The organism is Streptomyces spongiicola, from assembly GCF_003122365.1.
Taxonomy (GTDB): Bacteria; Actinomycetota; Actinomycetes; order Streptomycetales; family Streptomycetaceae; genus Streptomyces; species Streptomyces spongiicola.
The window spans coordinates 983,847-997,074 of record NZ_CP029254.1 but is presented as its reverse complement, the minus strand read 5'-3'; the positions used below and the strand labels follow the sequence as shown (position 1 = coordinate 997,074).

Sequence of the window (13,228 nt, the reverse complement as noted above, 5' to 3'; positions counted from 1 at the left end):
CCGGGCTGTGTGCGTGGGCGGTGTGCTTGTGTGCGGGGTGTGGCGTGACCGGGGTCCGTGACGGCGCGTTGGTCTCAGGATCGGTGGTTGTGGTGGTCGTACGGGAGGAGCTGCGGCGTGAACGACGAGGTTCGTCAGCCGGAGAACGAGGTCGGGGCGGGCATCCTGTCGGTGTTCGGGCGGCAGTTGAAGCTGTTTCGGGAACGGGCGGAACTGGATCGGGTGGGCTTCGGGTCGCTGACCGGGTACTCGGCCTCGACCATCGCGGCGTTCGAGTAGGGGAGACGCATCCCGCCGTCGAGGTTCATCGACCAGGCGGATGACCTGCTCGGGGCGGGCGGGGTGCTGCTCGCAGGCAAGGAGGAGGTGGCTCGGTCCCAGTACCCGACGTTCTTCCGGGACGCGGCCAAGCTGGAGGCTGAGGCCGTTGAACTGCATGTTTATGACACTCAGCTGGTCAACGGCCTGTTGCAGACCGAGGAGTACGCGCGAGCGGTATTCGCCATGTGGCAACCACTGCTGGACGAAGCGCTCATGGAACAGCGAGTAGCAGCACGCCTGGCACGGCAGGAGGTCTTCTCCCGACGCCCGGTGCCGCATCTGAGTTTTGTGATCGAGGAGGCTGTCCTGCTTCGGCCACTCGGTGGGGAGGCTGTCTGGCGTGGCCAGCTGGAGCACCTCATGCTGATTTCGGAGAAGCGCAATGTGGTGATCCAGGCGATGCCATTGTCCCGTCAGGAACATGCTGGCCTTGCTGGCCCGTTCACCTTGATGGAGACACGTGATGGGCGCAGGATCGCTTACACGGAAGTGCAGGGCGACAGCCGTGTCCACACGGAACGTCGCAAGGTGCGCGAACTTGAGCGTACGTACGGAATCCTTCGCGCGCAGGCCCACACGCCGGCAGAATCGCTGGCTTTGATCGAGAGGCTGTTGGGAGAGAGATGAGCGGGGACAAGGGCAGGCCGGACACCACTGGCCCGGTGTGGTTCACGAGCAGTTACAGCGCAGGTGACGGGGGCCAGTGCGTCGAGGTCGCCTCAGGGCCAGGCGCCGTCCACGTCCGCGACTCGAAGGACACAGCCCGAGCCGCACTGGATGTTGCACCCGCGGCGTGGACCGCGTTCGTGCACTTCGCGGCGCGCTGACAGGGGTGGCATCCAGGTGGGCCCCCGGCAGACACATGCCTGCCGGGGGCCTGCGCACGTCCCAGCGAGACTCCATGGGGTTGACGGTGGCGGAGTCTGCGGAGCGTTGGCCAGGGGTGATGCGCTGACGGGTACGCGCTGTGTGTGTGGGCGGTGTGCTTGTGTGCGGGGTGTGGCGTGACCGGGGTCCGTGACGGCGCGTTGGTCTCAGGATCGGTGGCTGTGGTGGTCGTACGGGAGGAGCTGCGGCGTGAACGACGAGGTTCGTCAGCCGGAGAACGAGGTCGGGGCGGGCATCCTGTCCGTGTTCGGGAAGCAGTTGAAGCTGTTTCGGGAACGGGCGGAACTGGATCGGGTGGGCTTCGGGTCGCTGACCGGGTACTCGGCCTCGACCATTGCCGCGTTCGAGCAGGGGAGACGCATCCCGCCGTCGAGGTTCATCGACCAGGCGGATGACCTGCTCGGGGCGGGCGGGGTGCTGCTCGCAGGCAGGGAGGAGGTGGCTCGGTCCCAGTACCCGACGTTCTTCCGGGACGCGGCGAAGCTGGAGTCCGAGGCCGTCGAGCTGCACGTCTACGCAAACCAGGCTGTGCCAGGACTCCTGCAGACCGAAGAGTATGCGCGGTCGGTGTTCATCAACTGGCGGCCTCTCCTGCACGAGGACGTGGTCGAGCAGAGGGTGACGGCACGTCTGGCCCGGCAGGAGATCTTCTGCCGCACGCAGTTGCCCACCATCAGCTTCGTCATCGAGGAGTCGGTCCTGCGTCGGCCACTGGGCGGGTGGGGCATCATGCGTGGCCAGTTGGAGCAGTTTCTGCTCCACGGCCACCGGCGTAACGTGGAGATCCAGGTGCTGCCGACCGAGCGGGACGAGCACGCCGGACTGGCTGGTCCGTTCACCTTGATCGAGACGAAGGAAGGGCGGAGGATCGCGTACGTGGAGGCTCAGCAGGACAGCCGCCTCTACACGGCGCGGAAGCCAGTTCGGGAGATTGAGGAGCAGTACGGACTCCTTCGGGCTCAAGCGCTCACTCCGCGCGAGTCGCTGGCCTTCGTCGAGAAGTTGCTTGGAGAGAGATGAACGTCGAACAGCCTGTACCCGAGTCGGCTTGGTTCAAGAGCACCTACAGCAGTGGCGCGGGCGGCGAATGCGTCGAGGTCTCCGTCCGCCCCGCCACGGTCCACGTCCGTGACTCGAAGGACACGGCCCGAGCCGCGCTGACGGTAGACCCCGCGGCGTGGACCGCGTTCGTGCACTTCGCGGCGCGCTGACAGGGGTGGCACCCAGGCAGGCCCCCGGCAGACACATGCCTGCCGGGGGCCTGCGCACGTCCCAGCGCGACTCCATGGGGTCGACGGTGGCGAACTCTGTGTAGCGGTGGCCAGGGTTGATGCCCTCTCGGATCTGGGCTGTGTGTGGGCGGTGTGCTTGTGTGCGGGGCGTGGCGTGACCGGGGTCCGTGACGGCGCGTTGGTCTCGCGAGCGGTGTTCGCCATGTGGCAACCACTGCTGGACGAAGCGCTCATGGAACAGCGAGTAGCAGCACGCCTGGCACGGCAGGAGGTCTTCTCCCGACGCCCGGTGCCGCATCTGAGTTTTGTGATCGAGGAGGCTGTCCTGCTTCGGCCACTCGGTGGTGAGGCGTTATGGCGGGGGCAGTTGGAGCAGCTCCTGCTGATTGCGGAGAAGCGCAATGTGGTGATCCAGGCGATGCCATTGTCTCGTCAGGAACATGCCGACCTTGCTGGCCCGTTCACCTTGATGGAGACACATGATGGGCGCAGGATCGCTTACATGGAAGTGCAGGGCGACAGCCGTGTCCACACGGAGCGCCAGAGGGTCCGGGAGCTTGAGCGTACGTACGGGTCCCTGCGCGCACAGGCTCACACTCCGGAAGAGTCCCGCGCGTTGATCGAGAAGCTGTTGGGAGAGAGATGAGCGGAGTAACGGTCGGCCCTGGCCGGGACGGACTGGTATGGCTCAAGAGCACCTACAGCGCTGGTGACGGCGGGGAGTGCGTCGAGGTCGCCTCAGGGCCAGGCGCCGTCCACGTCCGCGACTCGAAGGACACAGCCCGAGCCGCACTGGATGTTGCACCCGCGGCGTGGACCGCGTTCGTGCACTTCGCGGCGCGCTGACAGGGGTGGCATCCAGGTGGGCCCCCGGCAGACACATGCCTGCCGGGGGCCTGCGCACGTCCCAGCGCGACTCCATGGGGTCGACGGTGGCGGAGTCTGCGTAGCGTTGACCAGGGTTGATGCGCTGACGGGTACGGGTTGTGTGTGTGGGCGGTGTGCTTGTGTGCGGGGTGTGGCGTGACCGGGGTCCGTGACGGCGCGTTGGTCTCAGGATCGGTGGCTGTGGTGGTCGTACGGGAGGAGCTGCGGCGTGAACGACGAGGTTCGTCAGCCGGAGAGCGAGGTCGGGGCGGGCATCCTGTCGGTGTTCGGGCGGCAGTTGAAGCTGTTTCGGGAACGGGCGGAACTGGATCGGGTGGGTTTCGGGTCGCTGACCGGGTACTCGGCTTCGACCATCGCGGCGTTCGAGCAGGGGAGACGCATCCCGCCGTCGAGGTTCATCGACCAGGCGGATGACCTGCTCGGGGCGGGCGGGGTGCTGCTCGCAGGCAAGGAGGAGGTGGCTCGGTCCCAGTACCCGACGTTCTTCCGGGACGCGGCGAAGCTGGAGTCCGAGGCCGTCGAGCTGCACGTCTACGCAAACCAGGCTGTGCCAGGACTCCTGCAGACCGAGGAGTACGCGCGAGCCGTCTTCATGATGATGCGGCCACCCATGGACGACGAACTGATCGAGCAACGCGTGGGAGCCCGCCTGGCTCGGCAGGAGATCTTGTCCGGCAGTGATGCCCCGCTTGCCGGCTTTGTCATCGATGAAGCCGTGCTGAGACGTCCCGTCGGCGGCCGAGGCATCCTGCGTGGCCAGCTTGAGCACATCCTCCTGATGAGGGAGCGGCGGAACATCGAGGTCCAGGTGATGCCGCTCGACCGTGAGGAGAACGCCGGCATGGCTGGTCCCTTCACCTTGATCGAGACGAGGGAAGGGCGGAGGATCGCGTACGTTGAGGTACAGAACGTGAGCCGCCTGCAGACGGAGCGGGACCGCGTCCGTGCGCTGGAGGCCAAGTACGGGATCATCAGCGCGCAGGCCCTGACACCCCGGGAATCATCAACGTATGTAGAGAAGTTGCTGGGAGAGCCATGAGCGTGCACGTAAGTCAGACGCACATAGACCAGTTGGTATGGCGCACGAGCAGCTACAGCAGCGAGGAAGGCGGGGAGTGCGTCGAGGTCGCCTCAGGACCAGGCGCCGTCCACGTCCGCGACTCGAAGGACACGGCCCGAGCCGCACTGACCGTGGCACCCGCGGCGTGGACCGCGTTCGTCCACTTCGCGGCAGTCTGACGGGAGAGGCGGCCGTCGCAGGGGCCTCGGCGGGCACGCGCCTGCCGAGGCCCGTGAGCGTTCCTGTCTTGCGCCGCACCTTCGGTGCCGCTGGTGCGCCCGGTGACCGGTCCGCAGCCACGGTGGGCAGGGCAACGCCGACCGCCTGACCGCGCCGCACGGGCCGCGCGCTGCGACCGGCCCGCCCCGTCGGCCATTCCCACCGGCCCGCCGCCGCGCCTACCCGGCGGTCCGGACCAGATGAGTCGAACCAGCCCATTCTAAGGCGGAGTTACTGTAGGTTCCTGCCATGAATCAGGGCAAGGTGAGCGAGAACCCCGAGTCGCGCTTCTCCGCGGTGCTGGTGGGTTCGGCCAGGCTTCCGGGCGTGCGGATCCACCGGGAGGCGTACCTCCGGAAGGCGCTGGCGCGCTACTGCTCCGAGGAGGAGATCCGCAGGGCGGTCGAGGAGAGCCCCGCGGCGGCGGGTATCGCCGCCGACGTTCTGAACCGGGCGGCCGACGATTCCATCCGCTACGAGACCGCCAAGGTCAGCGCTCTCTCGGCCGCTGCCGGGCTTCCGGGCCTGTTCGCCCTCCCCGCCACCGTGCCGGCCGACCTGGCCCAGTACTTCGGCCACATGCTGCGCATCTCGCAGAAGCTCGCCTACCTCTACAGCTGGCCCGACCTGTTCTCCGACGACGGCGATGACGTCGACGACGCCACCATGGGGATGCTCACGCTGTTCTTCGGCGTGATGTTCGGTACCCAGTCGGCGAACGCCGCCGTGGGGAAGGTCGCGGGGATGATGGCGGAGCAGGTCGCCAAGAAGCTGCCGCAGAGGGCGCTCACCCAGGGTGTCGTCTACCCCGTGGTGAAGAAGGTCGCGGCCTACATCGGTGTGCAGATGACGAAGCAGACCTTCGCCAAGAGCGTCTCGAAGGCCATCCCGGTCCTCGGGGCCGCTGTGTCCGGCACCCTCACCTACACGACCTACCGGCCCATGGCCAGGCGGCTGAAGAAGCACCTCTCCGAGTCGGTCTTGGCGAAGCCGGCGCACCGCGTCGTGGTCGTGGAGGGTGGGGAGGTCCGCGAGACCTTCGTCCCGAAACCCGCCGAGGGCTCCGCCTCCGACGGCACCGCCGCCACGGCGGACCGCCCTCAGCCCTCGTAGGCCGCCCAGGATGAGAAGCGGAGAGCAATCCCCGCGCACGCTTCCGTCGAAGCGTGATTCCCCGGCCCGAGCGGTCAGCGCAACGCCCGTCGTGCCGCGCTGATGAGGTTGCGCGCGTCCGCGCCGTACACGGCGGACTCGCGGAGTGTTCTCCAGGTCCGCGCGTAGGTGTCGACGCTTGCCGCGTCGTCGATCCACAACTCCGCGTGCCAGTTCTCGACGATCACCTGGCGGTCGTCGTAGATCCAGAAGGCGGTCGCCGGAGGGATCTTGAGGGGGGCGGAAAGCGGAACGATGCCCAGTTCGACCGTGGTGAGGCCGATGACTCCCGTGAGGCGGTCGAGCTGGGCGGCGAGCACCGACGGAGGGCAGATCCTGGCGTGGAGGGCGGCTTCCCACATGAGGACGTGGTACCGCTTCGTCGAGTCGTATAGGGCTTCTTGCCGTCTTATACGCGACGCGACTGCCTCTTCGATGTCGCTCGGCGCCTGATGCAACTCCGTGAAGTGCGTGAAGATCGACCGGGCGTAGTCCGGTGTCTGAAGAACGCCGACGATCATGGAGCCCTGCCAGGCGTGAAAGGTGCGTGTCCTTGCATGCTCGGCGTTGCGCGCGTCTTGTACGGGCGTGTGCCCGCCGGCGAGTTGCCGACGCCATGATCGGATGTGCGACTCGAAGCCTCGGAGCCTGGCCAGCAGTTCTTCGTGCGTTTCTGGCCGACCAGTGCTTTCGGCCCACTTCAGCAGGTCCTCTGGCGTGGGCGTCGTCCGGCCGTTCTCCAGCTTGCTGACCTTCGACTTGTGCCATCCGCACCTGTCGGCGAGTTCGGTACCGGTGAGTCTGCCGCCAGGGGCTGACAGCCGAAGCTCCCGCAGACGCATGCCGAGGGCTTCGCGCGCCTTCTGGTAGTCCGTGCTCACCGGTACACGCCTGCTCTGCTACTCCTTCACGGCCAGGCCGGCCGCGAACTCCTCGTACGGGACGGCGTGATGCATGGCCGCGTCGCGCACCATGGAGTACCGCACCACCTCTGCGGGCTCCGTGATCAGTTCGACGCCTGTCAGGTTGTCGGCGTCGTCGAACATGAGCAGCGCGACCATGCGCGAATCGAAAAGCCAGAAGTCCTCGGAGGGCAGGTTGAGCTGGTCGGCTTCCGCGCGCCGGAGGTTCATGATCCGCTCGCCCACGGCGCTGTTACGACGTGCGTTGTCGAGCAGGTACAACTGACCGTTCGTAGGCGGGCTGTCGACGATTCGGACACGCTCGATGCGCTTGCCGAGTGCAGCCTGCTCGCGACGGTTGGCACACCACTCCGAGTCCCTTTCGTTCCAGTCGACGGACTCGCCGCGCGTGAACTGGGCGTATGTTTCAGTGGTTTCGTCGGATGCGTAGCGCCGTCGGGTCTCCAGCCGCCAGGCTGTGTGCTCGAACTGCGTAAAGAGCCGACCGAAGCCGTCCAAATCGATGATCTTCGCCTCGCGAGTCATGTCCTTGGGCCCCCAGTCCACGAGGAGTGCTCGCGGCACCACGATCGGCACTTCCCCCTCGCCCAGGTGTCGGAGCCGGGCGACGTCCTCGGGGTCGGTGAGGGGCGGGCCGTGCACGATGACCTCGCCCGAATCGAGGTCCTCGTGCACCGAGGGGCATCCGTCGTCGCCGCTGCCCGTCCCGTTGAAGCGCAGGCGTCGCACCATGAGTTGTTCCCTTCGCCGGGGGTCGATGCAGCAAGCCTCCCCATGGATGGTGGTCTGTGCGCGCTGTTCAGCCGAGCCATATGAGGAACTTCGGGGAACTCTCCCCGGAAGTCAAGCAACTTCGGGGAACTTCCCTGTCCATCGGCCGCTCTCCTTCCCTACCGTTCCGTTCATGGTTGCAGTACAACAGATGCAGGACGACGCTCCCTTCGCAGCCGCAGGGGCCTCACGGCGCCACTCTCCCCTGCAGGCGTCGTGATCCCGTCGCCGGGCCCCGGCACCGCCTCACCCGCCCTGTCCCCGGAGTGCGCCGTCGCCTCACGTCCCGGATACCAGGACGTGCACGGACAGTGCCGTCAGACGGGGGATGTTCCCCTGCCCTACGCCACCGGACTCCTGCTCGTTCACCGCTGCACCTGCCTGTGCCACGGATACGACCGCCAGGGCACCCGGCCGCCCTGGCCAGGGCGGGGTCCACAAGGTGCCCGTGCCGCCCGTCCCGCCCCGGACAGGCCGGCGGGCGGTACGGGCTCGAACCCGAACGTCACGACCATTCCCCGAAGGAGCAGTCCATGACCACCACACTCGACCGCCCCGTGACCACCCGCACGCGGGACCCGAAGGAACTCCTCAACGCCGTCCAGCCCCGTATCCAGCACCTCACGATCAACGTGCTGGACGGCGGCATGACCCTCTGGGACCGCGAGGTGGCCCTGCTGCTGCGCGACCACACGATGGTCCGCGACATGGCCGAACGCATCCTCGGCAACGCCGTCATGTACACCGTCGGCTGCATGGAGCATCCGGAGGTCCACCTGGGTGTCGGCAAGCTCGTCGACATCGGCGTTCACCAGCTCATCCTTGACACGCCCGTATGGTGGGCGCTCTGCGACGCGTACAACCAGGGCCGCTACAAGCACCACGCCCCGTTCATCGAGCGCCGCCGCGACGGGCTGTGCCTGCGCACGGCGGACTTCCTGAAGTCCATCGGCTTCGACATCGACGAGGAGCTGTGGGCGATCGACGGCACGGACTGCTCGCCATGTGACAACAAGGTCCCAGACAGCCACTGATCGGTCCTGCGCCGGCCCCCGTCCTCGGCCCCCAAAGGACAGGGGCCGGCCCCTGCGAAGAGGAATCGCCTTGCCCGTACACCACGACATCGCAGCCGAGACGGAGCTGTGGGACGCCTTCGCTGCTTCCGCCTTCAAGGAAGACGCGGAGCCGGGCTTCTGCTGGACCCAGTACGCCGGTCACGGACCCGGCCCGGAGCTACTGGGCGGCCCGCGCTCGGTGCTGGAGATCGGCTGTGGCACCGGCCGTGCTCTCGCCTACCTCGCCGGGCGAGGCATCGATGCCCGGGGTGTCGACCTGTCTCCCGTCATGGTCGAGAAGACCACCGCGCACTGGGGCGGCACCGGCGCGGAGTTCGTGTGCTCCGAGGTGCTGGAGTACCTGAGCGAGCACGAGCAGGTGTACGACGCGGTCTACTCGGTCTTCGGTGCCGCCTGGTTCACCGACCCGAGCCGCCTGTTTCCCCTCGTCTGCCGGCGGCTCGGGTCCGGCGGCGTCTTCGCGTTCTCGCAGCCGCCGGCCATCCCCGGCGCGTACGGGCCGCAGGGCATGTACAAGGGGGGCTTCGCCGGGAGGGCGATGTTCACCTACCGCTACAGCTACCGCCCGGCCGTCTGGGAGCGCCTGCTCACCCGGGCCGGGTTCGCCACGGCCGAAGCGCGGGTCCTCGACGCGCCTCACCCCGGGCACATCGGGACGCTCCTGGTACGCGCGGTCGCTCCGTGACGGACCCGCTCGGCCTTCCTTCTCGACAGCGTCTCGGCGGCCACCGCCGCGGATCTGGTACCCGCCCTCGACACGACCGCCGTCCGGCTGCTCGACGCGGCCGTGCCCGTCGCACCCGACGCGGGGCCGCACGATCCGCGGCTGCGCCTGCTGGTCCCGCACGCGCTCGCCGTGCTGAGACGTCCCGTCGGCGGCCGAGGCATCCCGCGTGGCCGGCTGAGGGCCGAAGTGGCGGCCCGAGACGGCGGGTGGTCTCGTCATCGCCGGGCGCGGTGATCTCCCGGCGGGAGGACTCGCCCGCCTTCCCGCCCCGTTGGTCACCGCGAGCCGCGAGACCTTCCCGGCATCCCGGTCACCTGCGGCGGTTCCAAAGGGGCGATCTCCCGGTCGAAGAATTCGCGGAATTCCTCGCCGCGCTCGTACAGCGCGTCGAATCCGGCGTTCGTCTCCCGGATCAGTGACCGATCGGTGTAGCGATTCGCCCCGTCCGCGTTTCCCTCATCGTCGTACACGACCTCGTACATCACCGCATCACCGAGAACGACGACCTCCGGAACGGGCCGAATCCGCTCGATGCCCGCGATATCGCGGGCATCGAGAACCTTGATGTCGTCGCCCACGTCCACACGTACCCTCAGGACGTGCAATTCCCACTGCACATACGGCGTGACCGGGAATTCCACGACGCGGAGCCGACGGTGCCTGACGCCCGATCGCGACGCCTTGTGCAGCTCCTGCGCGTAGTCCTCACGCCTCTCGTCGGCCAGTGTCAGCGCTCTCTCCCAGTCGCCTGAGGCGAAGGCCTCCCAACTCGGGAAGCCACGCTCCCGGAAGTGCTGGCCGCGCTCCAGCTTGTTGAGGAAGCCGATCCCGGCGCCGGAGTAGATCCGGCCGAGGTCGGCGTGGTACGTGGGGCGGTCCAGGCGTTCGGAGGCGCCGCCGGGGAAGGAGTCAAACACCGGGGATGTCCGGCTTCGCCGCGATGAGCATGTTCCTCGGGATGACCACCAGTCGTTCGTCCGATCCGATCGAGACCCCGTCGGGCAGGTTCTTGCCGAGTGACTGCGTGAGGTCCCGGCCGATGACGGCGATGTCGCCGTTGGCGAGCTCCCAGATGTCAGGGCAGTCGGGAGTTCCGGTGGTGTTTCCGAGCTCCTGGGGCGATTTTCCCAGCCGTCGCTTGAAACGCGTGGCCGGATCCGCTTCCCACGGCCTGGACATCCCCATCGCCCCCTCGATCGGTCGGGATGCATCACTGTAGCCTGCAGCGCGACGACCTGGCCAGGTGTCATGACCTGCCCCCAGGGGTGTTGTCGAGGACTGATTCCTCCTTGTTCCATGGCGCTCAGGGCGGGAATGATATCGACCGCAATGACGATCACGTCACCGTCTGACGAGTGACACCTTTCAGTTCCGCTGTCGGGGAATCGGGTGAACGGAGGGGCGGCTGTGGACGCGGAAGTGGCCTTGCTCGCGCAAAGCGCGGCGACCACCCTGGTCGCGTTGATGGCGACCGACGCCTGGCAGCACATGCGTGACGGGATCACACGGCTCTGGCGCCGGACGCAACCCGAGCGCGCCGACACCGTCGCCGCCGAGTTGGAGGCCGGACGCGAGGACGTCCTGGCCGCCATCGCGACGGACGACCGGGAAACCCTGGACGAGCTGCGCCTCCAATGGCGGGGCTCGGTCCGGCGGCTGCTCGTCGCCCGGCCCGCCGCCGTCGAGGAGCTGCGCGCGCTCCTGGACCGACTCGACCCCGACGGCTCGGCCGCCCGGCAGATCACCCAGCGCGCCACCGCGTCCGGCCAGGGCAGGGTCTACCAGGCGGGACGTGACCAGCACATCACCGAGCGATGACGGGTGGCACGGACGGCCACGCTGAGGACCACGGGCGGGTCTACCAGTCGCGGGGCGACCAGCACATCACCGAGCACCACCACTACCGCAGCGAGGGTGCGGAGCACGGCGGACCGGACTCGGTGCGACGCCCGGCGGTCGGCCGGTGCCCCGTCGCGCTGCGCGACCGCGGTGAGGTGATGGAACGCCTGCGGGAGAGCGTCGGGGCGGAGCGCGGCGGCCGGGTCTACGTGCTGTACGGCATGGGCGGCTCGGGCAAGACGGCGGTCGCCTGCGCACTGTTCGACGAGGTCACCGGGGATCAGGGCCGGGTGGGCCTGTGGGTCAACGCAGCCGACCGCGCGAGCCTGCGCGCCGGCATGCTCGCCGTCGCCGCCGACCGAGGTGCGGCCGACGGCGAACTGCTCGCCGCGCGCAACGGCCTCAGACCTGCCGCCGATCTCGTCTGGCGATACCTCGACCGTTCCGCCGAACCATGGCTGCTGGTCCTCGACAACACCGACGAACCGGAGATCCTGCGGGACGGCAACTGGCTGCGCACCAGCCCGCGCGGCACCGTCCTGGTGACCACACGGCGCGCTGCGGCCCGGTGGTGGCCCGGCGCCGAGTTGCAGCACATCGGCGTCCTGCCCCGTGAGGACGCCGCGCTCGTCCTGCGCGATCTCGCACCGCACAGCGGGACTCCGGAACAGGCGGCAAGGGTCGCGGACCGGCTCGGGCGGCTGCCCCTCGCCCTCACGCTGGCTGGCGGCTTCCTCTCCCACCAGGTCATCGACCCCTGGACGATGGACGCCTACGGGGACCAGCTCGACGGAGACGAAGGGGTCCGGCTGATCGACCGGGGAGCCGAGGCGCTGTCCCAAGCCGATCCCCGCCATCTGGTCGGCCTGACCTGGCAGCTCACCCTCGACGCGTTCGAGGAGCGGGGGCTGCCCGAAGCGGCGGCCCTGCTCCGGCTGCTGGCCCGGTTCGCCGCCGAGCCGTTGCCGCTGGCCGTGCTCAACCACGCGGGTATCGGGGCCGTGCTGCCCCGTGCCCGCACCGAGACGGCCCTGAGGGCTCTCCTCGACCAGTCGCTGTCCGAGCTGGTCGACGCCGAGGGCACGCGCTGCGTGCAGAGTCACGGCATCCTGCTCGACAGCGTCTCGGCGGCCACCCCTGCGGATCTGGTGCCCGCCCTCGACACCACAGCCGTCCGGCTGCTCGACGCGGCCGTGCCCGCCGCACCCGACGCGGGGCCGCACGATCCGCGGCTGCGCCTGCTGGTCCCTCACGCGCCGGCCGTGCTGCGGCACATCGGCATGGCGTCCGCCGCCGAGGCACTGGCCGTCGCGACGCGGCTGGCGGTCGCGCTGCACCGGACCGGTGACTACCTCTCCGCCCGGGAGACCGCCCGCACCGCGGCGGACCTCGCCCGGCGGCACCTCGGCGCGGACCACCGCATGGTCCTCGCCGCGCGCTCCAGGGCCGGGCGGGCACTGTTCCGGCTGGGCAGGTACGCCGAGGCCGAAGCGGAGCTACGCGCGGTCCGGGACATCCAGGAGCGTCTGTTCGGCGCCGGCGACCCCGACACCGCCGACAGCTGCTACGGGCTCCAACTGGTGCTGGCTAACCTCGGGAGACGCGAGGAAGCCGTCGCGCTGCTCCGTGACACCGTCGCCGGACGGCGCTCCGCGCTCGGCCCTGCGCACCCGCTGACCCTGCGCGCCCGCGCCGGGCTGCTGGAGATGCTGCCCGCCGCCGACGTGGTCACGGAGGAAGGCGGGGCGCTGCTCGCGCTGCCGTCCGAGTGCGAGCGCCTCCTCGGCCCCGACCACACGGTGACCCTGGGCGCCCGGCACAACCACGCGTGGGCGCTGTACCTCCTGGGCCGCTTCGAGGAGGCGGACCGTGGGATCCGGCAGGTCGCCGAAGCGTATGTGCGGCGGTTCGGGCCCGAGTACCCCGTCGTGCTCGCCGCCAGGCAGCTCCTCTCCCGGACCCGGGCCGCCCTCGGGCACATGGCCGAGGCGACCGCGCTGATGACCGATGTCGTCGAACGGAGGGAGCGCGGCCTGGGTCCCGGCCACCCCTTCACCGTCGCGAGCCGCCGGCTGCTGGACTCCTACCGGCCGGGGTGATGGCGTCCGGGGTGAATGGCGTCCGGGGCGCTT

The 13,228-nt window shown here is 68.9% G+C and carries 15 protein-coding genes and 2 pseudogenes; 13 read left to right on the top strand and 4 right to left on the bottom strand.

What is annotated here, in order from left to right; translation table 11 throughout:
- Positions 1-117: 117 nt before the first annotated feature.
- From DDQ41_RS04245 to DDQ41_RS04205, 9 genes and pseudogenes are all read left to right on the top strand, one after another.
- Positions 118-948 (top strand): annotated as a pseudogene (locus DDQ41_RS04245) (helix-turn-helix domain-containing protein).
- Positions 945-1,148, top strand: a complete 204-nt coding sequence (locus DDQ41_RS04240) for a DUF397 domain-containing protein (RefSeq protein ID WP_109293268.1) — start codon at positions 945-947, stop codon at positions 1,146-1,148. The pseudogene DDQ41_RS04245 and the gene DDQ41_RS04240 overlap by 4 nt, the downstream one beginning before the upstream one ends.
- 250 nt (positions 1,149-1,398) lie before the next feature.
- A complete protein-coding gene (locus DDQ41_RS04235) occupies positions 1,399-2,229 on the top strand; it encodes a helix-turn-helix domain-containing protein (RefSeq protein ID WP_109293267.1) in 831 nt (276 codons plus the stop codon).
- On the top strand, positions 2,226-2,420 hold the full coding sequence (locus tag DDQ41_RS04230) for a DUF397 domain-containing protein (RefSeq protein ID WP_109293266.1): 195 nt from the start codon (positions 2,226-2,228) through the stop codon (positions 2,418-2,420). The genes DDQ41_RS04235 and DDQ41_RS04230 overlap by 4 nt, the downstream gene beginning before the upstream one ends.
- A gap of 205 nt (positions 2,421-2,625) precedes the next feature.
- Positions 2,626-3,087: pseudogene (locus tag DDQ41_RS04225) on the top strand (DUF5753 domain-containing protein); the annotation flags it as partial.
- Positions 3,084-3,287, top strand: coding sequence for a DUF397 domain-containing protein (locus DDQ41_RS04220; protein ID WP_109293265.1), 204 nt, complete (start codon positions 3,084-3,086; stop codon positions 3,285-3,287). The pseudogene DDQ41_RS04225 and the gene DDQ41_RS04220, both read left to right, overlap by 4 nt.
- A 250-nt stretch (positions 3,288-3,537) precedes the next feature.
- The gene (locus DDQ41_RS04215; RefSeq protein ID WP_109293264.1) at positions 3,538-4,368 is read left to right on the top strand and encodes a helix-turn-helix domain-containing protein; all 831 of its coding nucleotides are present in this window, start codon (positions 3,538-3,540) and stop codon (positions 4,366-4,368) included.
- Complete coding sequence (locus DDQ41_RS04210) at positions 4,365-4,568, top strand: DUF397 domain-containing protein (protein ID WP_109293263.1); 204 nt, start codon at positions 4,365-4,367, stop codon at positions 4,566-4,568. Before DDQ41_RS04215 ends, DDQ41_RS04210 begins: the two co-directional genes overlap by 4 nt.
- Before the next feature lie 289 nt (positions 4,569-4,857).
- Positions 4,858-5,721 (top strand): hypothetical protein, encoded by an 864-nt coding sequence (locus tag DDQ41_RS04205; RefSeq protein WP_262508347.1) that lies wholly within the window; start codon positions 4,858-4,860, stop codon positions 5,719-5,721.
- A gap of 74 nt (positions 5,722-5,795) precedes the next feature.
- Here the strand turns inward: DDQ41_RS04205 and DDQ41_RS04200 are convergent, their stop codons facing one another.
- Positions 5,796-6,641 (bottom strand): helix-turn-helix domain-containing protein, encoded by an 846-nt coding sequence (locus tag DDQ41_RS04200; RefSeq protein WP_109293262.1) that lies wholly within the window; start codon positions 6,639-6,641, stop codon positions 5,796-5,798.
- A gap of 18 nt (positions 6,642-6,659) precedes the next feature.
- Entirely contained in the window at positions 6,660-7,415 is a 756-nt protein-coding gene (locus DDQ41_RS04195) for a DUF6879 family protein (RefSeq protein WP_109293261.1), read from the bottom strand.
- Positions 7,416-7,987: 572 nt separating this feature from the next.
- Between DDQ41_RS04195 and DDQ41_RS04185 the strand changes: the two genes are divergently transcribed.
- Together DDQ41_RS04185 and DDQ41_RS04180 are read left to right on the top strand one after the other, a co-directional pair.
- Complete coding sequence (locus DDQ41_RS04185; RefSeq protein ID WP_109293259.1) at positions 7,988-8,488, top strand: hypothetical protein; 501 nt, start codon at positions 7,988-7,990, stop codon at positions 8,486-8,488.
- A 70-nt stretch (positions 8,489-8,558) separates the two neighbouring features.
- On the top strand, positions 8,559-9,215 hold the full coding sequence (locus DDQ41_RS04180) for a class I SAM-dependent DNA methyltransferase (protein ID WP_109293258.1): 657 nt from the start codon (positions 8,559-8,561) through the stop codon (positions 9,213-9,215).
- A 317-nt stretch (positions 9,216-9,532) separates the two neighbouring features.
- Here the strand turns inward: DDQ41_RS04180 and DDQ41_RS04175 are convergent, their stop codons facing one another.
- Positions 9,533-10,174, bottom strand: coding sequence for a DUF6879 family protein (locus DDQ41_RS04175; RefSeq protein ID WP_109293257.1), 642 nt, complete (start codon positions 10,172-10,174; stop codon positions 9,533-9,535).
- Positions 10,167-10,436, bottom strand: a complete 270-nt coding sequence (locus tag DDQ41_RS04170) for a hypothetical protein (protein ID WP_109297525.1) — start codon at positions 10,434-10,436, stop codon at positions 10,167-10,169. Before DDQ41_RS04170 ends, DDQ41_RS04175 begins: the two co-directional genes overlap by 8 nt.
- A 228-nt stretch (positions 10,437-10,664) precedes the next feature.
- Between DDQ41_RS04170 and DDQ41_RS04165 the strand changes: the two genes are divergently transcribed.
- Both DDQ41_RS04165 and DDQ41_RS04160 read left to right on the top strand, forming a co-directional pair.
- Positions 10,665-11,075, top strand: coding sequence for a hypothetical protein (locus tag DDQ41_RS04165; protein WP_109293256.1), 411 nt, complete (start codon positions 10,665-10,667; stop codon positions 11,073-11,075).
- Positions 11,072-13,195 (top strand): tetratricopeptide repeat protein, encoded by a 2,124-nt coding sequence (locus tag DDQ41_RS04160; protein ID WP_109293255.1) that lies wholly within the window; start codon positions 11,072-11,074, stop codon positions 13,193-13,195. The genes DDQ41_RS04165 and DDQ41_RS04160 overlap by 4 nt, the downstream gene beginning before the upstream one ends.
- The last annotated feature ends 33 nt before the right edge of the window (positions 13,196-13,228 follow it).